The sequence below is a fragment of the Kitasatospora sp. NPDC057500 genome, assembly GCF_042802195.1.
Taxonomy (GTDB): Bacteria; Actinomycetota; Actinomycetes; order Streptomycetales; family Streptomycetaceae; genus Kitasatospora.
Genome location: NZ_JBHVER010000005.1, coordinates 1 through 24,743, shown reverse-complemented (window position 1 = coordinate 24,743; position 24,743 = coordinate 1). Strand labels below are relative to the sequence as shown.

General features: G+C 74.4%; 23 protein-coding genes and 2 pseudogenes. 9 read left to right on the top strand and 16 right to left on the bottom strand.

Going from position 1 to position 24,743, the window contains the following annotated elements; genetic code table 11:
- Positions 1–60: 60 nt before the first annotated feature.
- Positions 61–1,056: a threonine/serine dehydratase gene (locus ACFU74_RS02105; RefSeq protein WP_380750319.1), complete on the top strand. Its 996-nt coding sequence runs from the start codon at positions 61–63 to the stop codon at positions 1,054–1,056.
- Positions 1,053–1,544: a DinB family protein gene (locus tag ACFU74_RS02100; protein WP_380750316.1), complete on the top strand. Its 492-nt coding sequence runs from the start codon at positions 1,053–1,055 to the stop codon at positions 1,542–1,544. The genes ACFU74_RS02105 and ACFU74_RS02100 overlap by 4 nt, the downstream gene beginning before the upstream one ends.
- A gap of 4 nt (positions 1,545–1,548) precedes the next feature.
- On the opposite strand, the gene ACFU74_RS02095 is transcribed toward ACFU74_RS02100, so the two are convergent.
- A complete protein-coding gene (locus ACFU74_RS02095) occupies positions 1,549–1,713 on the bottom strand; it encodes a hypothetical protein (protein WP_380750313.1) in 165 nt (54 codons plus the stop codon).
- A 212-nt stretch (positions 1,714–1,925) separates the two neighbouring features.
- Here ACFU74_RS02095 and ACFU74_RS02090 point away from each other — a divergent pair, with 212 nt between their 5' ends.
- Positions 1,926–2,381, top strand: coding sequence for a hypothetical protein (locus tag ACFU74_RS02090; RefSeq protein WP_380750310.1), 456 nt, complete (start codon positions 1,926–1,928; stop codon positions 2,379–2,381).
- A 31-nt stretch (positions 2,382–2,412) separates the two neighbouring features.
- Here ACFU74_RS02090 and ACFU74_RS02085 read toward each other — a convergent pair whose 3' ends face one another.
- A complete protein-coding gene (locus ACFU74_RS02085; protein WP_380750307.1) occupies positions 2,413–3,777 on the bottom strand; it encodes an FAD-dependent oxidoreductase in 1,365 nt (454 codons plus the stop codon).
- 789 nt (positions 3,778–4,566) lie between these two features.
- Between ACFU74_RS02085 and ACFU74_RS02080 the strand changes: the two are divergent.
- The 4 genes and pseudogenes from ACFU74_RS02080 to ACFU74_RS02065 all read left to right on the top strand — a co-directional run.
- Positions 4,567–5,739: pseudogene (locus ACFU74_RS02080) on the top strand (type III PLP-dependent enzyme); the annotation flags it as partial.
- Between the two features lie 90 nt (positions 5,740–5,829).
- Positions 5,830–6,183, top strand: a complete 354-nt coding sequence (locus ACFU74_RS02075; protein WP_380750485.1) for a DUF6204 family protein — start codon at positions 5,830–5,832, stop codon at positions 6,181–6,183.
- A gap of 46 nt (positions 6,184–6,229) precedes the next feature.
- Positions 6,230–7,207: a ChbG/HpnK family deacetylase gene (locus ACFU74_RS02070; RefSeq protein ID WP_380750304.1), complete on the top strand. Its 978-nt coding sequence runs from the start codon at positions 6,230–6,232 to the stop codon at positions 7,205–7,207.
- Complete coding sequence (locus ACFU74_RS02065; RefSeq protein ID WP_380750301.1) at positions 7,204–8,139, top strand: hypothetical protein; 936 nt, start codon at positions 7,204–7,206, stop codon at positions 8,137–8,139. Before ACFU74_RS02070 ends, ACFU74_RS02065 begins: the two co-directional genes overlap by 4 nt.
- Here ACFU74_RS02065 and ACFU74_RS02060 read toward each other — a convergent pair.
- A complete protein-coding gene (locus tag ACFU74_RS02060) occupies positions 8,105–8,887 on the bottom strand; it encodes a helix-turn-helix domain-containing protein (RefSeq protein WP_380750298.1) in 783 nt (260 codons plus the stop codon). The genes ACFU74_RS02065 and ACFU74_RS02060 overlap by 35 nt on opposite strands.
- Before the next feature lie 327 nt (positions 8,888–9,214).
- On the opposite strand from ACFU74_RS02060, the gene ACFU74_RS02055 reads away from it, so the two are divergent.
- Positions 9,215–10,174, top strand: a complete 960-nt coding sequence (locus ACFU74_RS02055) for a LysR family transcriptional regulator (protein ID WP_380750295.1) — start codon at positions 9,215–9,217, stop codon at positions 10,172–10,174.
- Between the two features lie 225 nt (positions 10,175–10,399).
- On the opposite strand, the gene ACFU74_RS02050 is transcribed toward ACFU74_RS02055, so the two are convergent.
- The 4 genes from ACFU74_RS02050 to def all read right to left on the bottom strand — a co-directional run bounded on the left by ACFU74_RS02050 (position 10,400) and on the right by def (position 14,507).
- Positions 10,400–10,660: a hypothetical protein gene (locus tag ACFU74_RS02050; RefSeq protein WP_380750292.1), complete on the bottom strand. Its 261-nt coding sequence runs from the start codon at positions 10,658–10,660 to the stop codon at positions 10,400–10,402.
- Between the two features lie 736 nt (positions 10,661–11,396).
- On the bottom strand, positions 11,397–12,878 hold the full coding sequence (locus tag ACFU74_RS02045) for an RsmB/NOP family class I SAM-dependent RNA methyltransferase (protein WP_380750289.1): 1,482 nt from the start codon (positions 12,876–12,878) through the stop codon (positions 11,397–11,399).
- Positions 12,879–12,946: 68 nt separating this feature from the next.
- The gene (gene fmt / locus ACFU74_RS02040) at positions 12,947–13,912 is read right to left on the bottom strand and encodes a methionyl-tRNA formyltransferase (protein WP_380750286.1); all 966 of its coding nucleotides are present in this window, start codon (positions 13,910–13,912) and stop codon (positions 12,947–12,949) included.
- A 49-nt stretch (positions 13,913–13,961) separates the two neighbouring features.
- On the bottom strand, positions 13,962–14,507 hold the full coding sequence (gene def, locus ACFU74_RS02035; RefSeq protein WP_380750283.1) for a peptide deformylase: 546 nt from the start codon (positions 14,505–14,507) through the stop codon (positions 13,962–13,964).
- Positions 14,508–14,772: 265 nt separating this feature from the next.
- Between def and ACFU74_RS02030 the strand changes: the two genes are divergently transcribed.
- The gene (locus ACFU74_RS02030) at positions 14,773–15,411 is read left to right on the top strand and encodes a hypothetical protein (RefSeq protein WP_380750280.1); all 639 of its coding nucleotides are present in this window, start codon (positions 14,773–14,775) and stop codon (positions 15,409–15,411) included.
- Positions 15,412–15,476: 65 nt separating this feature from the next.
- Here the strand turns inward: ACFU74_RS02030 and ACFU74_RS02025 are convergent, their stop codons facing one another.
- The 9 genes and pseudogenes from ACFU74_RS02025 to carB form a co-directional block, all read right to left on the bottom strand.
- Positions 15,477–17,564: a primosomal protein N' gene (locus tag ACFU74_RS02025; protein ID WP_380750277.1), complete on the bottom strand. Its 2,088-nt coding sequence runs from the start codon at positions 17,562–17,564 to the stop codon at positions 15,477–15,479.
- Positions 17,565–17,664: 100 nt separating this feature from the next.
- The gene (gene metK / locus ACFU74_RS02020; protein WP_380750274.1) at positions 17,665–18,888 is read right to left on the bottom strand and encodes a methionine adenosyltransferase; all 1,224 of its coding nucleotides are present in this window, start codon (positions 18,886–18,888) and stop codon (positions 17,665–17,667) included.
- Positions 18,889–19,040: 152 nt separating this feature from the next.
- Entirely contained in the window at positions 19,041–20,276 is a 1,236-nt protein-coding gene (coaBC, locus tag ACFU74_RS02015) for a bifunctional phosphopantothenoylcysteine decarboxylase/phosphopantothenate--cysteine ligase CoaBC (protein WP_380750271.1), read from the bottom strand.
- A 159-nt stretch (positions 20,277–20,435) separates the two neighbouring features.
- Positions 20,436–20,702: a DNA-directed RNA polymerase subunit omega gene (gene rpoZ, locus ACFU74_RS02010; protein ID WP_030056185.1), complete on the bottom strand. Its 267-nt coding sequence runs from the start codon at positions 20,700–20,702 to the stop codon at positions 20,436–20,438.
- Positions 20,703–20,738: 36 nt separating this feature from the next.
- Positions 20,739–21,296, bottom strand: a complete 558-nt coding sequence (gmk, locus tag ACFU74_RS02005; protein WP_380750268.1) for a guanylate kinase — start codon at positions 21,294–21,296, stop codon at positions 20,739–20,741.
- Positions 21,297–21,345: 49 nt separating this feature from the next.
- The gene (mihF, locus tag ACFU74_RS02000) at positions 21,346–21,672 is read right to left on the bottom strand and encodes an integration host factor, actinobacterial type (RefSeq protein WP_030056187.1); all 327 of its coding nucleotides are present in this window, start codon (positions 21,670–21,672) and stop codon (positions 21,346–21,348) included.
- 360 nt (positions 21,673–22,032) lie between these two features.
- Positions 22,033–22,866: an orotidine-5'-phosphate decarboxylase gene (gene pyrF, locus ACFU74_RS01995; RefSeq protein WP_380750265.1), complete on the bottom strand. Its 834-nt coding sequence runs from the start codon at positions 22,864–22,866 to the stop codon at positions 22,033–22,035.
- A gap of 32 nt (positions 22,867–22,898) precedes the next feature.
- Positions 22,899–24,011 carry a quinone-dependent dihydroorotate dehydrogenase gene (locus ACFU74_RS01990; protein ID WP_380750262.1) on the bottom strand — a complete coding sequence of 371 codons (1,113 nt, stop codon included), beginning with the start codon at positions 24,009–24,011 and terminating at the stop codon, positions 22,899–22,901.
- Between the two features lie 66 nt (positions 24,012–24,077).
- Positions 24,078–24,743 (bottom strand): annotated as a pseudogene (carB, locus tag ACFU74_RS01985) (carbamoyl phosphate synthase large subunit); the annotation flags it as partial.

Genomic DNA, 24,743 nt, shown 5'->3' with positions numbered 1-24,743 from the left:
TCCGTACGGTACACACGGTACGCACGGTTCAGAGGCACCCGGACGGGGAGGCGGCGCACCATGGGGCAGCGGCTCGGCTACGACGACATCGAGGCGGCCACGGCACGGATCGCGGGTCAGGTGCGGCCCGTGGCGCTCGCGCCGGGCGGCGACCGGCTGTGGCTGGCGCTGGAGTACCTCCAGCACACCGGGTCGTTCAAGGCGCGCGGGGCACAGAACTTCCTGCTCGCCCACCGGGAGGCCGGATCGCTGCCGGACGCCGGGGTGACCATCGCCTCCGGGGGCAACGCCGGGCTGGCCTGCGCCTGGGCGGCGCGGCAGCAGGGCGTGCGGGCCACGGTGTTCCTGCCGGCCAACGCCCCGGGCGTGAAGGTGGCACGGCTGCGCTCGTACGGGGCGGACGTGCGGCTGGTCGGCACGGAGTACGCCGAGGCGCTGGCCGCCTGCGAGGAGTACGCCGGGGCCAGTGGCGCGCTGGCGAGCCACGCCTACGACCACCCGCTGATCGCGGCGGGCGCGGGCACCCTGCTGGAGGAGGTCCACGAGCGGCTGCCCGACCTGGACACGGTGCTGGTCGCGGTCGGCGGCGGCGGGCTGTTCGCGGGGGTTGCCACGGCCGCCCGGGAGCACGGCGTCCGGGTGGTGGCGGTCGAACCGGAGCACTCCCGCGCGCTGCACGCGGCGCTGGCGGCGGGCGGGCCGGTGGACGTCACGGTCGACTCGGTGGCCGCCGACTCCCTCGGCGCCCGCCGTGCCACCGCACTGGCCTCGGACGCGGCGCGGCACGACGGCGTGCGTTCCGTGCTCGTCCCGGACACGGCGATCGTCCGGGCCCGGCAGGTGCTCTGGGAGGAGCGCCGGATCGTAGTCGAGCACGGCGCCGCCACCGCCTTCGCCGCCCTGCTCGCCGGGCTCGCCGGGGAGGACGACGGCTTCGGCTACCGGCCCGCCGACAGCGAGCGGGTCTGCGTCGTGCTGTGCGGCGCCAACACCGACCCTGCCACCCTCACCGCTCCGACCGCCCTCACCCACCCCGCCGCCCCGGCCGCGTCATGACGGACACCGCCGCGCTGCTCCGCGTGCTCGACGCCCAGCGGCGCCATGTGCTCGGCATCCTCGACGGCCTGGACGACGCGGCCCTGCGGCGCCCCGTGCTGCCCTCCGGCTGGCACTGCCTCGGGCTGGTCCAGCACCTCGCGCTGGACGTCGAACGGTTCTGGTTCCGCGCGGTGGTCGCCGGGGAGGAGGCGGTCGTCCGGGACCTCGCGGAGGAGGACGACGCCTGGCGCGTGGGCGCCGACGTATCCGCCGCCGACGTCCTCGCCCGGTACCGCCGGGAGGCCGAGCGCGCCGACGCCGTCGTCGCCGCCGGCCCGGCCGACCGCGCCCTCGCCTGGTGGCCGCACGACCTGTTCGGCGAGCCGCACCTGCACACCCTGGGCGACGTCCTGCTGCACGTGATCACCGAAACCGCCTGCCACGCCGGGCATCTGGACGCCGCCCGCGAACTCCTCGACGGGCGGCGCTGGTTGGTGCTGCCCTGAGGGATCACCCTCCGCCGCCCGCGAGTCGGTCGCCGAGCGCGGTCCGCCGGTAGAGCACCTGGCGGCCGTCGCGGGCCCGGGCGGGCAGGCCGGCGGCGCGCAGCACCCGCAGGTGCTGCGAGACGGCGCTGGGCGCCCTGCTCGCCCTCCTCTGCGCCCTCGCCCTCACCCGCCACCTCACGGCCGGACGGAAGCGGAGGGCCGGGGCAGCACCTGATCCGGAGTCCGCGCTTCTCCTGCCGGACCCGCCGCCGGAGCGTTAACGTCACGTTCATGACAGCAGATGCCGAGGACAACCACCCTCCCCGCGGCGACCTGTCCTAGCCACCCGCTAGCGTGGGTCGCCCGTCCGAACCGCTCCACCCCGACCGGAGGTCGCCCGTGGCCAGGCTCTACGTCCGCAGCGGCATCAACCCCGACGACCCGGACGCGCCCGTGGTGGCGCTGCTCGTCGACCCGGACGGCCCGCCCGGGGAGCGGGCCGTCGCGGAGCTGGGCCGGTACGGCCACGAGGGGGACGGCGCGTTCTTCCTGCTGCCCACCGACGGGTGGGCGGAGCACGCCCTCGACGGCGACCGGCTGACCGTCGCGGTGGCGGCGCACCCGTTCGCGCTCCGGCAGATCGGCGCCGATCCGGAGGCCTTTCCGGAACGCTCGCCCGCCGCCCCGGAGGCTGCGCTGCTGCTGCGCGCGGACGCGGCCGTCGACCCGGAGCTGTACGCCCGGGCCGACGCCGCGGCCGCCGTGTTCACCGCAGGACCGGGGCTCGCGCTGGACGAGGTGCTGGCCGGCGAGGACTCCTGGCCGGTCGTCCTCGCCCCGCCGCCGGAGGCCTGACGGCCCGAGGCCCGCTCCGCAGGACCGGGCCTCAGGCCCCGCTGCGCCGGAGCATCTCCTCGCGCTCCACGACCTTGACCCGCTCGCGCCCCTCCGCCGCGCCCAGCGCGCGCTCGTGGGCGTCCAGCTCGTGCCAGCCCTGCCAGGTGGTGAACCGCACCCCGCGCTCGCGCAGGTGGCCGACGACCGCCTCGGGGTCGGGCTCGGCGGCGCCGGGCAGGCGGCCCTCGGTGTGGTCGGCGAGCAGGCAGGCGACGGTCTCGTTGGCGTCGCCCTTGGTGTGGCCGATGAGGCCGACCGGCCCACGCTTGATCCAGCCGGTCACGTACACGGCGTCCTGGTGCGAGCCGTCGGCGGCGAGCACCCGGCCGGCCGTGTTCGGGACGGTGCCGGAGACCGGGTCGAACGGCAGCTTGGGCAGTTCGTCGGAGTAGTACCCGATGGCCCGGTAGACGGACTGCACGTCCCAGTCGGTGAAGGCGCCGGTGCCGCGCACATTGCCGGTGCCGTCGAGCTCGGTGCGCTCCGTGCGCAGGCCGACCACCCGGCCGTCCTCGCCCAGAACCTCCACCGGGGACTCGAAGAAGTGCAGGTAGAGCCGGTGCGGACGGTCGCCGACATCGCGGATGGCCCAGTTCTCGATGGTCGAGGCGACCATGTCGACGTGCTTGGCGCCGCGCCGCTCGGCGATCGAGCCGTCGTCGTACTCGATGTCCTCGGGGTTGACGATCACCTCGATGTTCGGCGAGTGGTCGAGCTCGCGCAGCTCCATCGGGCTGAACTTGGCCTGGGCCGGGCCGCGGCGGCCGAAGACGTGCACCTCCAGCGCCCGGTTGCGCTTCAGGCCCTCGTGGACGTTCGGCGGGATCTCGGTGGGCAGCAGCTCGTCGGCGGTCTTGGCGAGGATGCGGGCGACGTCCAGGGCGACGTTGCCCGCGCCGAGCACGGCGACCTTCTCGGCCTCCAGCGGCCAGGTGCGCGGCACGTCCGGGTGGCCGTCGTACCAGGAGACGAAGTCGGCGGCGCCGTACGAGCCGTCGAGCCCGACGCCGGGGATGTCGAGTGCACGGTCGGCCATCGCACCGGTGGAGAAGACCACGGCGTCGTAGAACCGGTGCAGGTCGTCCAGCGCGAGGTCGGAGGGGTAGTCGACGTTGCCGAACAAACGTATCTGCGGCTTGTCCAGCACCTGGTGCAGCGCCGTGATGATGCCCTTGATCCGCGGGTGGTCGGGCGCCACGCCGTACCGGATCAGTCCGAACGGCGCGGGCATCCGCTCGAAGAGGTCGATGGAGACCCCGGGCTGCTGGGCGGCGTCGGACTTCAGCAGGGCGTCGGCGGCGTAGATGCCGGCGGGGCCGGCGCCGACGATCGCGACGCGGATCGGGCGGGTCATGGCGGGACGATCCTCCGAACGGGGACGAACGAAACGGGGCGGAACAGGGCGGAACCCGTCCGGACAGGACGGGCGGGACGGGCGAGGGTGACCCACTCCCACCCAACCGGGCCGGACCTCGCCACTGTAGGCGGTGTCGATCTATGACCCCATAGACCGAACCTATGGCCCAACCGGGAACAACGACGGCCGCTCCCCTACGGGCCCGATCGGGAGCGCACCGTCACCCCTCGACGCCGCCGTCCCCCTCGACGCCGGGTTCGGGGATCCCGCCACCCCCGACCGTAGCGGTGCGCCCCCTGGCGCGGATGCGGGCACCGGCCGCGGGTGCGGGCGCCGACAGCATCCGCGCGGGCGCGTGCCTGTTGAGGAAGCCCGCCTGCCCGAACAGGCACGCCCCGGTTCCCCCTTCGATCTGACGCCGCGCCAAACCCGCGCTGTCCGAACTCCGTTGCAGGTCAAGGCCGGTCGCCCACTGACCGACGGCGCACCACCGGTGCCGAAGGGGCGAGGGTTGACACTGAAAGTTGGTCTAGTCCACCGTAGGGCCACCTTCCGTTGGCCCGGCTGGGACAAGCAGCGGCACTCATCTGCCGGACGCGAGAACCCTCCCTGATCCCCGCGCCCCGGCCCCGCACCGCCCTGCCCCGCGGCCACCCCTCCGCCCGCCGCGCACGGCCACCGACCGACCAGACCTCCGACCCGAACCGTGGAGTGACGCGATGCCCGATCCCGACTCCTGGCACCCCTCCAGCACCGGCAACGCTGCCGACACCGACGCCGCCGCCGATGCCTGACTACGGACGCCTGCGCACCGCCCTGGCCGCCGCCGAGGACGACCGGATCATCTTCGACCTCGACGGCATCGAGGCCCAGTACGACGCCCTGCGGCGCGAACTGCCTGGCTTCGACGTCCGGTTCGCCATGAAGGCCTGCCCGGTCGACGAGGTGCTCGCCTGCCTGGCCGCCCGGGGCGCCGGTTTCGACGCCGCCGGTCCGCAGGAGATCGCCCAGGCGCTGCGCACCGGCGTGCCGGTCGGGCGGGTCCACTACGGCAACACCGTCAAGTCCGACCGCCAGATCGCCGAGGCGTACCGGCTCGGCGTGCGCGACTTCGCCACCGACAGCCTGGCCGACGTCGCCGCGATCGCCGAGCACGCCCCCGGCGCCCGGGTGTTCTGCCGGCTCGCCTCCACCGGCGAGGGCGCCCTGTGGGGACTGAGCCGCAAGTTCGGCTGCTCGCCCGAGGACGCGATCCGGATACTGACGGCGGCCCGGGCCGCCGGCCTGGTCCCGGCCGGCCTGTCGGTGCACGTCGGATCGCAGCAACTCACCTCCGAGGCCTGGCAGTACGCGCTGGAGACGGTCGCCCCGCTGATCGAGGAGGCCAACCGGCTCGGCATCGCGCTGGACCACGTCAACCTCGGCGGCGGCCTGCCCGCACTCGGCGTGCTGGACCGGCGCGGGAACCCGCTCCACCCCCCGCTGGACAAGATGTTCGCGGTGATCCGGGAGGGCGTGCAGCACCTGCGCGAGGTCTCCGCCGGGCCGCTGGAGTTCCTGCTGGAGCCGGGCCGCCACCTGGTCGCCGACCACGGCGCGATCCGCTCCCACGTCACGCGCCTGACGGAGCGTCAGAAACTCGACGGGGACCGGGTCCACTGGCTCTACCTGGGCTGCGGCAAGTTCAACGGCCTGTACGAGATGGACGAGTTGCGCTACCGGCTGGAGTTCCCGACGCACCCCGGGGCGCCGACCGTGCCCGCCGTGATCGCCGGCCCCACCTGCGACAGCGACGACGCCTACGACGACGAGGGCGCCGGTGTGCCCGTGCCCAGGGACGCCGCCTCGGGCGACCCGGTGTGGATCCTCTCCTGCGGCGCCTACGCCACCTCGTACACCACCCAGGGGTTCAACGGCTTCCCGCCGCTCCCCTACAGCTGCGTCCGGGCGGACCACGGCACCCACCCCGACGAGGACGCACCGGCCCACCCCGTCCGCTCCCCCGAAAACCCGTCGCCCGCCCCGCCGGGCACCGCATACGCTCGCCCGATGACCACCCGCACCTTCCGGATCACCGTCCGCGGCGTCTTCGACGGCCTCACCCCCGAGCAGCACGCCGAGCTGCAGTCCCGCGCCGCCGAGCACGACGTCCTCTTCGCCGCCTTCACCCCCGAGGGCCACCTCAGCTACGACCTGAGCGCCCGCGCCGTCTTCACCTTCCGCTACCAGGACACCGGCGAGGCCGAGGAGGACATCCTCGACGCCACCGAGCGCGCCGAACGGTCCGCCCGCGACTGGCTCGACGAACGCGGCTACGGCTACAAGAACCTCCGCTCCCAGGCCGAGGACCTCTCCCAGGCCCCGCTCGGCAAGCGACAGCGCCGCGCCGCCCGCGAAGGCTGAGGAGAACCCGGCTGCACCGCCCGGTCCGCCCCGGCAGACTGCGGAGGTGACCCAGCCGACCCCCCTCGCCACCGAACTGCTCGGCCACCCGCCTGGCACCCGACTGCTGCTCCTCAACTGCGACGACTTCGGCCTCGACGAGGACGTCAACCTCGCCGTCGTCGAGGCGGTCGAACACGGTGTCGCCGCCTCCTGCAGCCTCATGACCGGCTGCCCGGGCTCCGCACACGCGCTGCGCCTGCTGCGCGAGCGCCCCGGGCTGCCGTTCGGGATCCACCTCACCCTGGTCTGCGACACCGACGAGCCCGGCCGCCGCTGGGGCCCGGTCGCCCCGGCCGCCGCCGTCCCCTCACTCCTCGACCCCGCGGGCCGGCTCCTCCCCGCCACCCCCGAGGGCCGGACCCGACTGCTCGCGCGGGCCCGAGTGCCCGAGGTGGAAAGGGAGTTCAGGGCCCAGATCGAGGCCGCCACCGGCCCGGGGCTGCACCCGACCCACCTCGACTTCCACTGCCTGGCCGACGCCGGCCGCCCCGACCTCCTCGACCTCGCGCTCGCGCTCGGCGCCGAGTACGGCCTGGCCGTGCGGATCTGGCTCGCCCCCGCCCTGGAACGCCTTCGCGCCCGCGGGCTGCCGGTGGTCGACCACCCCTTCCTGGACAGCTTCTCGGTCCCGCTCGACGACAAGCCCGCCCACTACGCCCGCCTGCTCGCCGCACTCCCCCCGGGCCTGACCGAGTGGGCCGTCCACCCGAGCCTCGCCACACCCGCCACCCGTCCGGGCGACGGCGGCTGGCGGGTGCGCCGCTCGGACCACGCATTCCTCCTCTCCCCGCGCACCCGCGAACTGCTCGCCGAGCACGGCGTCACCGTGACCGACTACCGCCCGCTGCAGGCCCATTGGGCCCGAGCGGCCGCGTCCGGCAGCACGTCCGACAGCCCTTCCCACACCGCGTCCGGCACCGCGTCCTCCGCGTCCGAATCGTTCAAGACCACCGCCCCCGAGCCCCCTACGGTCGAGTCATGACCCGCACCGCACGCCTCACGGCCACCAGGCTCGACGCCGCCGCCCGCTTCCTCTGGACCTCCGGACGCGTCATCGAGCAACGCCGCTTCGCCCACCTGTTCGGCGCCGAGCCCGACCCCGAGGGCGTCCTCGCCGCCCTCGACGCCCACCTCTCCCCCGACGGGGGCTTCGCCTACGGCCTCGAACCCGACGTCCGGGGCCCGGCCTCCCAGCCCATCACCGTCCCGACCGCGCTGCTCGCCCTGGAGGAGGCCGGCGCCCTGGACCAGGCCCGCGCCGGGCTGGTCTGCGACTGGCTGGCCGAGGTCGCCGCACCCGACGGCGGCGTCCCCGTCGCCCTGCCGACCCTGCGGCCCTACCCGCGGCCGCCGTTCATGCCGGTGCCCGAGGAAGGTGCGAAGCCGGTCGGCGAACTGCTGTCCACCGGGCAGATCGTCGCCCCGCTGCTGCGCCAGGGCATCGAGCACCCGTGGCTCACCGCTGCCACCGCGTTCTGCCGCACCGCCGTCGAGAACCTCGGCGAGACCCACCCCTACGAGGCGGGCGCCGCGCTGCGCTTCCTCGACGCCGCACCGGACTCCGCCTGGGCCCGCGACGCGGCGGCCCGCCTGGGCCGACTCGTCCGCGAGCAGCGGATCGTCCTGCTCGACCCGGAGCGGCCCGAGGAGGCGCGGATCGCGCCGGGCTACGCGCCGGGCGAGCACCACCTGCCGCACGACTACGCCCGCACACCCGACAGCCTGGCCCGCGAGTGGTTCACCGAGCAGGAGCTGACACGCGGCCTCGACCACCTCGCCGCCACCCAGCAGCCGGACGGCGGCTGGCGGATCCACTGGGTGCTCTGGTCGGCGACCACCGAGTCCGAGGCCCGCCCCGGCGTCACCCTCCAGGCGCTGATCACGCTCCGCGCCTACGACCGGGCGTCCGCCTAGTGTCCGGCTGATCCGATCCCCGTAGGCCCAACAGCACCGTCGGCGGCACCCCCGCCCACCGGCGCACCTCCCTGGTGAGGTGCGCCTGGTCGGCGTACCCGGCCCGCAGCGCCACCTCCGCCAGCCCGCTCCGGCCCGGCCGCGCGCAGGCCAGCGCCCGCTGGAAGCGCAGCACGGCGTGCAGGGTCTTCGGCCCGTAGCCGACCGCATCGACCAGCCGACGGCGCAACTGCCGTTCCGAGAGCCCCAGTTCTGCCGCAAGATCCGGCACGCGCGCCCCTCGCACGCGCCCCAGGGCGGCCACCGCCCGTTCGACCACCCGGTCCGGCTCCCACCCGGGCACGAGTGCGGCCGCGAACGCGTCCAGCTCCGCCGCCGCCCCACCCGACCCGCGCGCCCTCGCCAACCGCTCCCCGAGCCGCTCCGCCGTCGGCGCGCCGACCAGTTCGGCCAGCGGCACCTGGCGGTCGCAGAGCTCCCGCACCGGCACGGCGCCCAGCAACAGCCCCGCCGCGCCGGGCCGGAACCGCACTCCGGCCAGCTCCGCCCCGCCGCGCACCGGGACGCTGCGGGGCGCGCGGTCCGGGCCGACGACCTCCAGCCCGGCGTCCGACCAGACCAGGTCCACACACCCGTCCGGTACGACGAGCTGGTCGTACGACTCCTGGGCGTTGTGCCGGGTCCAGAGGCAGGCCACCTGCCGCCCCGGCGCGAGCACCGGCCGGCGCTCCGTGTACGAGGCGGTCACCACCCCCCTCCCGCCCGGACGCCGGGAGGTGCGCCGTCCTGGAGCGGGCGCACTCCGGCGCGAGCCCTCCGGTCCAGACCACCGACCCCCGGCCGGCGTACGCCGTCGGCCGCCGCGAAGGTAGGCACACGGCCTCCTTGGCAGGTCTCCACCGACATGTCATTGTCAATCATCACGTCAGATCCTTTACTCCCAAGGGGAGTTGTGGCGATCGACGCCAGATGCCGAGTCGCCATGCGCTCCCGCGAAACCAAGGTCAGCACACTTTCCATTTCCGGTCATCCCCCCACACCCCCACCCAGCCGACCGACCACCGCGGAGAACCCCATGCCGGACCTCGATCTCAACCTGCTCGTCGCCCTGGACGCCCTGCTGGAGGAGGGCAGCGTGACCGGTGCCGCCGAACGGCTGCACACCTCGGCCCCGGCGATGAGCCGCACGCTCGGACGGCTACGCCGGGTACTGGGTGATCCACTCCTGGTACGGGCCGGCCGCGGGCTGGTGCCGACGCCACGCGCGGTGGAACTGCGCTCCGAGGTCCGCTCGCTGGTCAGCCGGGGCCAGGCACTGCTGATACCGCCCAATGCGGCCGAACCCGCCGAGCTCAACCGGCGCTTCACCCTGCAGACCGGTGACATCCTGCTGACCACGATCGGCGCGACCCTGCTGGCGGCGGTCCGCACCCAGGCCCCGAGCGTGACCCTGCGCTTCCTCGGGGACGACCTGGAGGGCACCAGCGCGATGCGCGACGGCCTGATCGACCTGGAGGTCGGCGTCACCGACCACCTCGACCCCGAGACCCGCACCGAACCCCTCACCACCACCCGCCTCGTCGGCATCGCCCGCACCGGCCACCCGCTCAGCGACGGCAGGCCCCCGACCGCCGAGGAGTTCGCCGCCGCCGACCACCTCACGGTCTCCCGGCACGGCCGCGGCCCCGGCCAGGTCGACCAACGGCTCGCCCAACTCGGGCTCTCCCGGCGGGTCGTCGCCAGCGTACCGAGCTACCCGGCGGCGCTCTTCCTGCTCCGCGACACCGACCTCGTCGGCCTCGCCCCGGCCCGCCTCGGCAACCCGGCGGCCGAGGCCCTCGGCCTGACCACCTTCCCCCTCCCGCTGGACCTGCCCGACGTGGTCCTGAGCATGGCCTGGCACCCGCGCAACGACCAGGACGCCGGCCACCGCTGGCTGCGCGACATGGTCCGCGGCGCCGTCACCTCCCACACCGACCCCACCCGCACCCTCCCCGCCCGCCCAGTCCCCCGCCCCGCCCTCACCGCCCACTGACCGCCCCCGCCCCTCGCCGCCCGCCCGGAGGGGCGGCGAGGGGGAGGCGGCACCGCCATCGGGTGGCGACCGTGCTGGTCACGGCCATCGACGAACGGCTGTGACGGCGCTTCGTCGGGCGGTGCCGTGAGCAGCGGTTCCCCGGCTACCCTCCGGTGCCGTCCCCGCGCAGTGCAGCACGGACCAGATCGACGTCCGCAGCGGGGAGGGAGTTCCCAGTGGCGATCAGCGGCTTGCAGGGACACCAGGCGGGAACAGTCGCTCGTCGACCGCCTGACTTCCCGGGCCGGTGACCGGCCCCGCCCCGTGAACGTGGAACGGGGCGATCAGGGCAACGTCCTCACCGGATCCGCCAAGCACGCGAAACGGCCGCCACACCACTGGCGACGCCGCGGCGGGATCGAGAATCAAGGACCCCTGCCGGAAGCGCCGGCCGTCACGGACGAACGCGGAGACCTCGCGGGCCTCTCCCGCCTCGAACGCCATGACGTCCGCCTCGGCGCGATGCCGGGCGCCTCCTGTGAGCTGCTCGATGAGACGCCCCGGATGCCGGAGCAGATCCGTGAAGGTCAGCGTCCCCGCTGCCCGTCGCACCCTTCGCCCCACCGTTGCCCCCTGCATCGCGGTCGCACCCAGGGTAGCGGCGGAGGTGCGCCGAATCGCCTCCTCAGCCGCTCTCACGACGCGCCCCAGTCCGGACCCCCGGCTCACGAGGTGCGGCTGCGGGCGCGGCCGCGGACGCACCGCCAGGCCGCAATTCGACGGAAGGCCCCGGCCCCCTCCCCCGGCCGGCCGCAGGCCCGGACCAGCGCGCGCCCCGCGGGGCGGAAGTGGCAACAACCACCGGCCCGGAACCCGATGCCACACCGCCACCCCAGCCGGCCACAAGGCACAAGGCCGACCAACGCCGCACAGCGCGCGGGCACGGCGGGCAGCGCCCCGCCGCCACACCCCGCCGCTCAGAAACGCCGGCTACACCGCGCCCGTTCCGCGCAGACGCCACCACAGCTGAACAACCCGGCCCGCACCAAAGCCCCCCACACCGAACCGAACCGGCCAAGCGACGCCACCCGACCCCGCTACGCCATACGGCGCCCGAGGGCCAGACCCATCACATCCGTACCGCGCAGACGCCACCACACCTGAACAACCCGGCCCGCACCAAGGCCCCCCACACCGAACCGAACCGGCCGAGCGACGCCGCCCGACCCACCCGACCCCGCTACGCCGTGCGGCGCAGGAGGGCCAGGTACATCGCGTCCGTGCCGTGCAGGTGGGGCCAGAGCTGGATGTCCGGGCCGGTGCCGAGGGCGGGGACGTCGGGGAGCAGTGGGCGGGCGTCGATCCACTCGACTCGGCTGCCCTCGGCGCGCAGGACGTCGTCGACCACCGCACGGGTCTCCGCGAGGTGCGGGGAGCAGGTGGCGTAGCCGACCACGCCGCCGATGCGGGTGGCCTCGATGGCCGAGCGCAGCAGGTCGCGCTGGAGCGGGCCGAAGGCGGCGACGTCCTGCGGGCGGCGGCGCCAGCGGGCCTCCGGGCGGCGGCGCAGGGCGCCGAGGCCGGAGCACGGGACGTCGACGAGGACGCGGTCGAAGCCGCCGGAGCGCCAGGCGGGGCGGGTGCCGTCGGCTGCGATCACCGTGTACGGGCCGGGGTTGCCGTCCAGTGCCCGGGCGACCAGCCGGGCCCGGTGCGGCTGCTTCTCGCTGGCGACCAGCGCCGCGCCGCGCTCGGCGGCGAGCGCGCCGAGCAGCGCGGCCTTGCCGCCGGGGCCGGCGCAGCCGTCCAGCCAGAGCCGGTCGGGGCCGTCCAGCGGCGCGGCGGCGAGGGCGAGCGCGACCAGCTGGCTGCCCTCGTCCTGGACGCCGGCCCGGTTCTCCTGCACCGCCGCGACCGAGCCCGGGTCGCCGCCCTCGGCGAGCCGCAGCGCGAACGGGGACCAGCGGCCCGGCTCGGCCTCGGGCAGCGCGTCGGCCAGCTCGCCGACGGTGGCCCGGCCGGGGCGGGCGACCAGGGTGACCTCGGGGCGCTCGTTGTCGGCGCGCAGCAGTTCCTCGACGGCGGTGCGCCCGGCGGCGTCCGGCTGCCAGCGGCCGAGCGAGTCCCACAGGGCGGCGACCACCCAGCGCGGGTGGGAGTGCACGACGGCGAGGTGGTCCTCGGCGTCCTGGTCGTACGGCGGGGCGACCCGCTCGATCCAGGTGTCCAGGTCGTGGGCGCTGATCCGGCGCAGCACGGCGTTGACGAACTTGGCCTTGCCGTCGCCGAGCACCACCCGGGCCAGCTCGACGGTCGCCGAGACGGCGGCGTGGCTGGGGATACGGGTGGTGAGCAGCTGGTGGGCGCCGAGCGAGAGCACGTCGAGCACCGGCGGGTCGACCTTGCTGAGCGGGCGGTCGATGCAGGCGGCGATGACCGCGTCGTAGGTGCCCTGGAGCCGCAGGGTGCCGTAGACCAGCTCGGTGGCGAGGGCCGCGTCGCGCCGGTCCATGCCCTTCTGCTCGGCCTCGCGGAGCAGCGAGGGGAGGATCAGGTTGGCGTACGCGTCGCGCTCGTCGACGGCCCGCAGGGCGCGGAACGCGACGATTCGCGCCGGGTCCTTCTTCGGGCGCCGGTGCGGGCGCGGGGCGCGCTTTCCTCCGGACGCGCCGGGGGTTCCGGAGGTGCCGGAGGTGCGGTGGGTACTGCCGGGCGTGCTCATGGGATGTGCCTCAAAGTGCTGCGGGGGTTATTTCTGGATCTCTCGAACAGTAACGCGGAAAACCGGACTCAGCCGCTCTCCCCGGCCCGCTCCCCGGCCTGCCCGCCGAGCCGCTCGCCGGACTCGATGCGGGCGCCGCGCGCCCAGTCCGCCGCCCGCATGGCCTTCTTGCCCTGCGGCCGCACCTCGCCCAGCTCGACCTCGTGGCTGCCGGTGCCGACCCGCACGCTGTTCTTGCCGACGGCAAGCTCGCCCGGGGCGAGGTCCGCGGAGCCGGGCAGCAGCCGCACCGGGCCGGTGACCTTGAGCCGCTCGCCGCGGAACTCCGTCCACGCGCCGGGGGCGGGGGCGCAGCCGCGCACCACCCGGTCGACCCGCAGCGCGGGCGCGGTCCAGTCGATCCGGGCGTCCTCGACGGTGATCTTGGGGGCGAGGGTGACGCCCTCGGCGGGCTGCGGGACGGCGTGCAGGCTGCCGTCGGCGATGCCGTCCATGGTGGCGGCGAGCAGCCGGGCTCCGGAGTGCGAGAGCCGCTCCAGCAGGTCGCCGCTGGTGTCGGCGGGGCGGACCTCCTCGGTGATCACGCCGTAGACCGGACCGGAGTCGAGGCCCTGCTCGATCAGGAAGGTGGACGCACCGGTGACCTCGTCGCCGGCCAGCACCGCGTGCTGGACGGGGGCGGCGCCGCGCCAGGCGGGGAGCAGCGAGAAGTGCAGGTTGACCCAGCCGTGCTCGGGGATCTCCAGGGTGCCGGGCCGCAGCAGGGCGCCGTAGGCGACCACCGGGCAGCAGTCGGGGGCGAGCTCGGTGAGCCGGGCGACGAAGTCGGGGTCGCTGGGCTTCGCCGGCTTGAGGACCTCGATCCCGGCCTCCTCGGCGCGCTGGGCGACGGGGCTGGCGACGAGCTTGCGGCCGCGGCCGGAGGGGGCGTCGGGGCGGGTGACCACCGCGACGACCTCGTGCCGGTCGGAGGCGAGCAGGGCGTCCAGGGCGGGAACGGCGACCTCGGGGGTGCCGGCGAACACGAGGCGCATCAAGTGCCTTTCTGCAGTACGGAGTTGGCTTGGTTCGAAGCAGTGGGCGTCAGCGCGCCGCGCCGAAGGTGCTGTGCGGGGAGACCTTGACCACCGGCGCGGGGCCCGAGCCCCAGTCCGCCTCGCGGATCGCCTTGAGCGCGGCCTTCCGCTGCTCGGTGTCGAGGCGGTCGATGAAGATGATGCCGTCGAGGTGGTCGGTCTCGTGCTGGATGCAGCGGGCGAGCAGTCGGGTGCCCTCGATGGTCACCGGGTCGCCGTACATGTTGAAGCCCCGGGCGACGACGCCGTGCGCGCGCCGGGTGTCGTAGCGCAGGCCGGGCAGCGAGAGGCAGCCCTCGGGGCCCTCCTGCTCCTCCTCGCTGAGCGACAGGTCGGGGTTGATCAGGTGCCCGGTGACGCCGTCCACGTGGTAGGTGAACACCCGCAGGGAGATGCCGAGTTGGGGCGCGGCCAGGCCGGCCCCGGGGGCGTCGAGCATGGTGTCGGTGAGGTCCTTGACGAGGGTGCGGAGCTCCTTGTCGAAGGTGGTGACGGGCCGGGCGGTGGCGCGCAGTACGGGGTCTCCGAAGATGCGGATCGGCTGGATCGCCACGGATGCGGGCTCCTGTCCGTCGGGTCCGGGGTGCGGGGGTCTGGCTGCTGGCGCGGGGCGGGCCGAGCAGCGTGCACGCGGCCGTCGGCCAGTCTATGCAATCCGCCCGAACCGGGTCCCGGCAGATCCCGCTCGCCCCGCCTGCGTGACCCCGGTGGGCGGTCCGGCGTTGGTCAAGTGGGATTGACCGTGATTGACCGTGGCCGGAGCGCGCGGGAAGGGCGCTCCGGCCGAGCCGAACCGTACGGAAGGTGGCACGTAGGCCATGGCCGAGCAGATCAACCACGACGCCCGGGCGCGGGCGAGCCTGCACCTGCTGGTGCGGGACATCGAGCGGGTGAGGCGACAGGTCGACGCCCTGCGGACGCTCACCGCCCAGTTGGGCAACGTCTACCGTCCGCGCCGCCCCAGCACCTCGGCGGGCTTCGTGGTGTACGGGCGGGCCCCGGCGCCGACGGTGCGCCTGGCGCAGGAGCTGCGGGAGAGCGTGGAGACGCTGGTGGCGGCGGCGGTCGAGTTCGACCGTGCGCTGGGCTTCTCCTGGGACTCGGTGGGCTCGGCCCTCGGGGTCACCAAGCAGGCGGTGCACCGCCGGTACGGGATGCGCCGGCCGACCAGCGAGCTGCTGGCGGCGGGCGGCGCGCTGCCGAACCCGAGCCGTCCGGACCGCTCCGAGGAACTGACCGGCCACGCCCCGGCGGTCGCGCACGTCCCGGCCGCCCACGCCCCGGAGCGCGACCGCTCCCCCGCCCCGACCGGGCTGGCCACCACGGTCCCGGCGGCCCGCCAGGGCGGCCTCGACCGCAGCAGCCTCGACCGTCCCGCGCTGGACCGCCCCGTGCTGGACCGCCCCGCACTGGACCGCCCCGCACTGGACCGCCCCGGCATCCCGCTGCGCGGCTGACGCACCCCGCACACCGGCTGAGGGCCGCGGCACCGGACCCGCCGCGGCCCCTCACCCGACCGGCCTCACCCGATGTCCGTCGGATCGATCCGCACCTTCACCGTCTCCGGCGTCCGCAGCGCGATCCGCGCGATCTGCGCCGCCTTCAGCGCCGCCGCCAGCGCCGCGCCCTGCCCGGGCGGCACCCGCAGCAGCGCGCGCTCCTGCTCCTCCCCCCGCAGCGCCGCCACCGGCACCGGCCCGAGCACGTCCGCCTCCTCCGGCAGCCGCACCAGGTTCAGCAGGTCCGCCACCGCCGCGGGGCTGCCGCTCACCGACGCCATCCGGGCGACCGGCGGGAAGTGCAGCTGGGAGCGCTCGTCCAGCTCCAGCCCGGCGTGCCCGAGCGGGTCCCAGCGCACCAGCGCCTGCACCGGCCGCGCCGTCGGCTCGGCGACCACCACCACCGTCCCGCCCTCCGCCGACGGCCGCACCAGGGCGGCGGCGGCCAGCCAGAGCCGCAGCGTCTCCTCCCCGGCCCGCAGGTCGGGCCGGCTCAGCAGCGCCCAGCCGTCCAGCAGCAGCGCCGCCGCGTACCCGCCGCCGCCCTCGACCACCGGCTCGGCGCCGGGTGTGGAGATCACCAGCGCCGGCTCGTCCGGGACGGTGGCCAGCACCGCGTCCCGCCCCGAGGTGCGCACCGGGACGCGCGGGAACGCCTTGCCCAGCTCCTCGGCCGTCCGCCGGGCGCCCACCACCTGCGCCCGCAGCCGGAACGAGCCGCACTCCGGGCAGTGCCAGTCCCGCTCCTCCTCGCCGCACCACTGGCAGCGCAGCGGCGCGTCCGCCCCGGCCGCCTCCAGCGGGCCCTCGCAGCGCCGGCAGCGGGCGGGTGTCCGACAGCGCCCGCAGGCCAGCCGGGGCACGTAGCCGCGCCGGGGCACCTGGATGAGCACCGGCCCGCCGGCCGCCAGGCCCTCGCGGGCCGCCTCCCAGGCGACCGAGGGCAGCCGGGCGGCCTGCGCCGCGGCGTCCCGGTGCTGGTCCTGGTCGGTGACGGTGCGCACCCTGGGCGCGGTGCGCCGGACGGTCTCCCGGTCGGCGGCCAGCGGCCGGGCCCAGCCGGTGCGCACCAGCTGCGCGCCCTCCACGGTGACGGCGTGCCCGCCGAGCAGGACGGCCGCGCCCTCCTCGGCGGCCCGCAGCAGGGCGACCTCCCGTACGTGCGGGTGCGGGTTGCGCGGGTCGCTGTGGCTGGAGTCGCCGTCGGACCAGACCACCACCAGACCGAGGTCGTGCACCGGCGCGAACATCGCGGCCCGGGTGCCGACGGCGGCGTGCACCGAGCCCCGGCTCACCTGGAGCCAGCGCCGGTAGCGCTCGCGCGGGCCGAGGTCGGCGGCCAGGACGGCGTGCATGCCCTCGCCGAGCAGTTCGGTCAGCGCCCGGTCGACCCGGGCCACCGAGCGGCCGTCCGGCAGCACCACCAGGGCGCCGCGCCCGCCGGCCAGGGTGGCGGCGACGGCGCGGGCGATCTCGTAGGGCCAGCCGGGGCCGGGCAGCGCCGTCCAGACCGCCCGGGGCGAGCCGCCGCCGGCCAGTGCGTCGAGGAAGTCCGGCCCGGCCGGGTAGCGGGACCAGCCGCCGGGCTCGGGCGCGGCCGGACGGGGGCGGGGCGGCGGCGAGGGCTCGGCCTCCGCCTTGGCGTGCCGGGGCGGCACCGCCAGCTGGAGGACGTCGGCCAGGGTGCCCGCGTACCGGTCGGCGACGGTGCGGCAGAGCCGCAGCAGCTGCGGGGTGAGCACCGGCTCGGGCGAGAGGACCTGGGCGAGCGGGGCGAGCGGGCCGGGGAAGTCGCTCTTCTCCAGCCGGGCGACGATGAAGCCGTCGTGCAGTTCCCCGCCCTCGCGCTGGCCCTTCACCACCCGCGCCCCGAAGCGCACCCGCACCCGCACGCCGGGCCGGGCGTCCTCGGCCATCGCGGCGGGCACCTCGTAGTCGAAGAACTTGTCGATGGTGAGCACGCCCTTGTCGACGACCACCCTGGCGACCGGCAGGTGCTCGGCCCGCTTGGCGCCGCGCCAGGTGCGCGGCTTGGCCCGGCGGACCGTCTCCCGGATGAACGCCAGCTGCTCCGGCGCCCCGCCCTCGTCACTCCCCTGCGTGCTGCTCATCGCCCCAAGTAGTACCAGGTCCCACCGACAAAACAGCAGGTGGCGGCCGCCCGGAGTGCCGGGCGGCCACCACCTGCCGTCAAACGATCAGCTCAGCGGCTCAGGCCTCGACGGCCTTCTTCAGCTGCTCCACGCGGTCGGTCCGTTCCCAGGTGAAGTCCGGCAGCTCACGGCCGAAGTGGCCGTACGCGGCGGTCTGCGAGTAGATCGGGCGCAGCAGGTCCAGGTCGCGGATGATCGCGGCCGGACGCAGGTCGAAGACGTCGCTGACGGCCTTCTGGATGGTGAGGACCGGCACGGTCTCGGTGCCGAAGGTCTCCACGAACAGGCCGACCGGCTCGGCCTTGCCGATCGCGTACGCGACCTGCACCTCGGCGCGGCGGGCGAGGCCGGCGGCGACGATGTTCTTCGCCACCCAGCGCATCGCGTACGCGGCCGAGCGGTCCACCTTGGACGGGTCCTTGCCGGAGAAGGCGCCGCCGCCGTGGCGGGCCATGCCGCCGTAGGTGTCGATGATGATCTTGCGGCCGGTGAGGCCGGCGTCGCCCATCGGGCCGCCGATCTCGAAGCGGCCGGTCGGGTTGACCAGCAGGCGGTAGCCCTCGGTGACGAGCTTGATGCCCTGGTCGGCCAGCGCCTTCAGCTCCGGCTCCACGACGAACTCGCGGATGTCCGGGGTGAGCAGCGACTCCAGGTCGATGTCGCTGGCGTGCTGGGTGGAGACGACCACGGTGTCCAGGCGCAGGGCCTTGTCGCCGTCGTACTCGATGGTGACCTGGGTCTTGCCGTCGGGGCGCAGGTACGGGATGGTCCCGTTCTTGCGGACCTCGGTCAGCCGGCGCGAGAGGCGGTGCGCCAGGGTGATCGGCAGCGGCATCAGCTCGGGCGTCTCGTCGGACGCGTAGCCGAACATCAGGCCCTGGTCGCCGGCGCCCTGCTTGTCCAGGTCGTCTGTGTCGTCCCTCTGGGTGGCACCCTCGACCCGAGCCTCGTACGCGGTGTCGACGCCCTGCGCGATGTCGGGCGACTGGGCGCCGATCGAGACCGAGACGCCGCAGGAAGCGCCGTCGAAGCCCTTCTTGGAGCTGTCGTAGCCGATCTCCAGGATCTTGTCCCGGACGAGCTGGGCGATCGGGGCGTACGCCTTGGTGGTCACCTCGCCGGCCACATGCACCTGGCCGGTGGTGATGAGCGTCTCCACCGCGACCCGGGAGGTCGGGTCCTCGCGGAGGAGGGCGTCAAGGATGGTGTCGCTGATCTGGTCAGCGATCTTGTCGGGGTGTCCCTCGGTCACGGACTCCGAGGTGAACAGGCGGCGAGACACAGCGCTCCCTGGGGTTGCAGCGGCTGCTGACTGAAAGACCCCGGACGGATCCGGGGGCTTCCGGAAAGACTTGATTCCTGGAGTGTAACGGTCAGCTATCGGGAAACGTCACGCGATTCCGCAATTGAAGACCGCCCGCCCACTCTGCGAGATCACCCGACGGAGGGATCAAGCCGTTCCGCGACGAGGTCCCAGACGACGTCCGCGAGAGCCTCCTTGGGACCCACCGGGACGGGCGTCTCGCTGCCGTCGGCGCCCAGCACCACGGCCTCGTTGACGTCCTGGCCGAAGGCCTTGCCGTCGCCGACCTCGTTGACGACCAGCAGGTCGCAGCCCTTGCGGGCGAGCTTGGCGCGGCCGTTGGCGAGCACGTCGTCGGTCTCCGCCGCGAAGCCCACGACGAGTTGACCCGAACGGGTGCGGTGGGCGGAGAGCTCCGCCAGCACGTCGGGGTTGCGGACCAGCGCGACCGGCGCCGGCTCGACGCCCTCGACCTTCTTGATCTTGCCCTCGGCGTAGACCGCGGGCCGGAAGTCGGCCACCGCCGCGGCCATGACCACGGCGTCCGCGTCCCGGGCCGCCTTCAGCGCGGCCTCCCGCAGTTCCAGCGCGGTCGCCACCCGCACCACGTCCACCCCGGCCGGGTCGGGCAGCGCGGCATTGGCCGAGATCAACGTCACACGGGCGCCGCGGGCGGCGGCGGTCGCCGCCAGCGCGTAGCCCTGCTTCCCGGAGGAGCGGTTGCCGAGGTAGCGGACCGGGTCCAGCGGCTCGCGGGTGCCGCCCGCCGAGACCACCACGTGCCGGCCGGCCAGGTCGGCCCGCTCCCCGCCGTAGCGCAGCACCGCGCGGCAGGCGTCGAAGATCGCGGCCGGCTCGGGCAGCCGGCCCTTGCCGGTGTCCTTGCCGGTCAGCCGCCCGCTGGCGGGCTCCAGCACGATCACGCCCCGGCGGCGCAGGGTGGCGACGTTCTCCCTGGTCGCCGGGTGCTCCCACATCTCGGTGTGCATCGCGGGCGCCAGCACGACCGGGCAGCGCGCGGTGAGCAGGGTGTTGGTCAGCAGGTCGTCGGCGAGCCCGTGGGCGGCCTTGGCCATCAGGTCGGCGGTGGCCGGGGCGACCACCACCAGGTCGGCGTTCTGCCCGATCCGCACGTGCGGGACCTCGTGCACGTTCTCCCAGGTCTCGGTGGCGGCCGGGCGGCCGGAGAGCGCCGCCCAGGTGGCCTCGCCGACGAAGTGCAGCGCCGCGGCGGTGGGCACCACGGTCACCCGGTGGCCGGACTCGGTGAACCGCCGCAGCAGCTCGCACGCCTTGTACGCGGCGATGCCGCCGCTGACGCCGAGGACGACGCGCGGTGCGTCCGTCCGCTCCGTGCCGCTGCTCATGTTCCCCAGCTCTCCTCAGTGGCGGTCCTCAGGTGCCTGCCAACCCTACGGCGCCCCGGTGATCACCCGCACCGCGGCACCCCCCGCAGGGGCGGGAACGCCGGAGGGCCCGTCGGAGCGGAAACTCCGACGGGCCCTCCGGGCGTGGATGGGACCGCCTCAGGCGGCCTCGACCGCCTCGGCGGTCAGCATGCCGGCGTTGATCTCGCGCAGCGCGATCGACAGCGGCTTCTCGTGCACGTGGGTGTCGACCAGCGGGCCGACGTACTCCAGCAGGCCCTCGCCGAGCTGGGAGTAGTACGCGTTGATCTGGCGCGCACGCTTGGCCGCGTAGATGACCAGGCTGTACTTGGAGTCGGTGGCCTCAAGCAGCTCGTCGATCGGCGGGTTGATGATGCCCTCGGGCGCGGTCATGGAAGAGGACACGCGAAAACCTTCCGAAAGGGTGGAAAAGACAACAGGTCAGCCTACACCGAGCAAGGCTAGCAGTTCGCTCGCCACCTGCTCGACGGAGGTGTTGACCAGGGTCGTGTCGAACTCCGGCTCGGCCGCCAGTTCGACCTTCGCGGCCTCCAGCCGCTTCTCGATCACGTCCTGCGGCTCCGTGCCCCGACCGGTGAGCCGGCGGACCAGCTCGTCCCAGCTCGGCGGGGCCAGGAAGACCAGCTGCGCCTCGGGCATGGACTCGCGCACCTGGCGGGCGCCCTGCAGATCGATCTCCAGCAGCACGGGTTCGCCGCGCTCCAGCTTCTCCTCGACCGCCGCGCGGGGGGTGCCGTAGCGGTTTCCCGCGAAGACGGCCCATTCCAGCAACTCGCCGTTGGCGATCAGCTTGTCGAACTCGTCGTTGTCGACGAAGTGGTACTGGACCCCGTCCTGCTCGCCCGGCCTCGGGTGGCGGGTCGTCGCCGACACCGAGAGCCAGACCTCGGGGTACTGATTCCTCATATGAGCGACGACCGTGCTCTTGCCGACCCCCGAGGGGCCGGAGAGCACGGTCAGCCGCGGACGCTCACTCATGCACCGATTATCCCGGATCGCGGACGATCCCGGGACCACGGGGGCACGGTCAGGCGGCACCGCCGCCGAACTCCCGCTCCAGGGAGGCGATCTGGTTCGTGCCGAGACCACGGACACGGCGGCTCTCGGAGATGCCGAGCCGCTCCATGATCTGCTTGGCGCGGACCTTGCCGACACCCGGGAGGGACTCCAGCAGGGCGGAGACCTTCATCTTGCCGATCACGTCGTTGTCGGCCTTGCCGGCCTTGATCACCTCGTGCAGGGAGGCGCCGGAGTGCTTGAGCCGGTTCTTGACCTCGGCGCGCTCCCGGCGAGCCTCGGCGGCCTTGGCGAGCGCGGCGGTGCGCTGTTCAGGGGTAAGGGGCGGAAGAGCCACGCCGTTCACCTCAGGGTGGATGGAAGGGATTGAAACTATGACTGTTGTGCTTCCCAGGGCACCGGTCAGAGAGCGAACTCGCCGCCCCTGACCTGCGGGAGCAGCAGGTTTCGCAACTCCTCGGTGACCTATCGCCGGACACTACCCGGATTGCGGCGCCACGTCAGGAAAAGAACACGAAAAGTCCTGGTCAGCCAAGGCCGACCAGGACTTTCCCGGGCAAAATGACCGTGATTGCGAACCTTTGGCGGCACCGATGTGACGGCGCTCACGTCAAGTCCCCGCTCCCGCGGACGGTCGCAGCCCGTCATGGCGGCGCTGCGAAGCGTTCGCCAGGAGCGAACCCCACCGTCCCGTGCGCTACTTGACCGCTTCGGCGTACTCCTGGACAAAACGGTCCGCGGCCGCGCGCAGCGCCTCCACCGAGGGGCCGTGCTTCAGCACGTCCCGGCTGACGCTCGGCACCACGTTGCGCACCGAGGCGCCGAAGACCCGCGGCAGGTCCGCCATGGTCGCGCCCTGGGCGCCGATCCCGGGGGCCAGCAGCGGGCCGTTGATCGCCAGGTCCACACCGGCGTCGGCCAGCGTCGCGCCGACCACCGCGCCGAACGAGCCCAGCGGCTCGGCGCCGGCGTTCTCGGCGGCCAGCTGCCGCAGCACCGCGGCCGCCACCGGCTCGCCGTCCGCGCCGACGGCGCGCTGCACCTCGGCGCCCTCCGGGTTGGAGGTGAGCGCCAGCGCGAAGACGCCCGCGCCGTTGGCCGTGGCGAGGTCCAGCGCCGGGCGCAGCGAGCCGAAGCCCAGGTAGGGGCTGACGGTGACGGCGTCCGAGAACAGCGGGCTGCCGGGCGACAGGAAGGCCTCGGCGTAGGCGGCCATGGTCGAGCCGATGTCGCCGCGCTTGGCGTCCATCAGCACCAGCGCGCCGGCCGCCCGGGCCTCCTCGACCGACTTCTCCAGGACGGCGACGCCCCGCGAGCCGAAGCGCTCGAAGAAGGCGGCCTGCGGCTTGAGCACGGCCACCCGGCCGGCCAGCGCCTCGACGACGGTGCGGCTGAAGGTCTCCAGGCCCGCGACGGTGTCCTCCAGACCCCAGGCGGCGAGCAGCGAGGCGTGCGGGTCGATGCCGACGCAGAGCTGGCCGCGGGTGTCGAGGGCGTGGCGCAGGCGGGTGCCGAAGGGGGCGAGGGTCATGACGTCCTTCCGGAAGGCTGTGGGGAGGGGGTTCAGGCGGTCTTGCGCGCGTCCACGGCGCTGCCGACGGCCGCGGCCAGGTTGCGGAAGCCGCCGGCCCGGACGCGGGCGGACAGGCCCGTGTGGATGCGCCGGCACCAGAACGGGCCCTCGTAGATGAAGGCGCTGTAGCCCTGGACGAGGTCCGCGCCGTGCACGATCCGCTGCCAGGCGTCCTCGGCGGTCTCGATGCCGCCGACCGAGACCAGCACCAGCCTGCCCTCGGTGCGGGCCCGCAGCCGCTGGAGGACCTCCAGGGCGCGCTCCTTGAGCGGGGCGCCGGACAGGCCGCCCATGCCGATCTCCTTCACCCGGGCCGCGTCGCTGCGCAGGCCCTCGCGGCCGATCGTGGTGTTGGTGGCGATGATGCCGTCCAGGCCCAGCTCCAGGGCCAGGTCGGCCACCTCGTCGATGTCCTCGTCGGCCAGGTCGGGGGCGATCTTGACCAGCAGCGGGACGTGGTGCGGGGTGGTCCGGTCGGCGGCCTCGCGCACCGCGCTCAGCAGCGGGCGCAGGTGCTCGACGGCCTGGAGGTTGCGCAGCCCGGGGGTGTTCGGCGAGCTGACGTTGACCACCAGGTAGTCGGCGTAACGGGCCAGGCGCTCGGTGGACTTGACGTAGTCGGCGACCGCGTCGGCCTCCTCGACCACCTTGGTCTTGCCGATGTTGACGCCCACCACCGGGGTGGAGCTGGTGTGCGGACGGGCGGCGAGGCGGGCGGCGACCCGGGCCGAGCCCTGGTTGTTGAAGCCCATCCGGTTGATCAGGGCGCGGTCCTCGACCAGCCGGAACAGCCGGGGCTGCGGGTTGCCCGGCTGCGCCTCGCCGGTCACGGTGCCGATCTCGACGTAGTCGAAGCCGAGCATCGACAGGCCGTCGATGCCGACGCCGTTCTTGTCGAAGCCGGCCGCCAGGCCGAACGGTCCGGGCAGCGCGAGGCCGAGCGCGTCGGTGCGCAGCGCCCGGTCGCGCGGGGCGAGCACCAGCCGCACCAGGCCGCGCAGGCCGGGCACCGAGGAGGCCAGCCGGATCCAGAAGAAGGCCAGGTGGTGGGCCTTCTCGGGGTCCATCTTCTTGAAGACGAGGTCGAACAGCAGCTTGTACACAAAGTCCTCCCAGGGCATGGAAGTGGGGGGCACCCGGCGGTACTGGTGCCCCCCACTGGAGTGGTGCTACTTGGCGCGGCCGGCGTTGATCAGCTCGGCGTGCTCCTGGAGCGACATGACACCGACCTCGTCGCGCAGCAGCCGGTCGATGCCCTGGACGGCGGCGCCCATGGCCTGGACCGTGGTCAGGCAGGGCACCGCGCGGGCGACGGCGGCGGTGCGGATCTCGTAGCCGTCGAGACGGCCGCCGGTGCCGTACGGCGTGTTGATGATGAGGTCGACCTCGCCGTCGTGGATCAGCTGGACGATGGTCTTCTCGCCGTTCGGGCCCTCGCCCTCGCTGTGCTTGCGCACCACGGTGGCGGGGATGCCGCCGCGCTGCAGCACCTCGGCGGTGCCGGCGGTGGCCAGCAGCTCGAAGCCGAGGCCGACCAGCGCCCGGGCCGGGAAGACCAGGTTGCGCTTGTCGCGGTTGGCGACCGAGACGAAGACCTTGCCCTTGGTCGGCAGCGCGCCGTACGCACCGGTCTGGGACTTGGCGTAGGCGGTGCCGAAGACCCGGTCCAGGCCCATGACCTCGCCGGTGGAGCGCATCTCCGGGCCCAGCACGGTGTCCACCCCGCGGCCGTGGACGTCGCGGAAGCGGCTCCACGGCATCACGGCCTCCTTGACCGCGATCGGCGCGTCCGCCGGCAGCGTGCCGCCGTCGCCCTCCGCCGGGAGCAGGCCCTC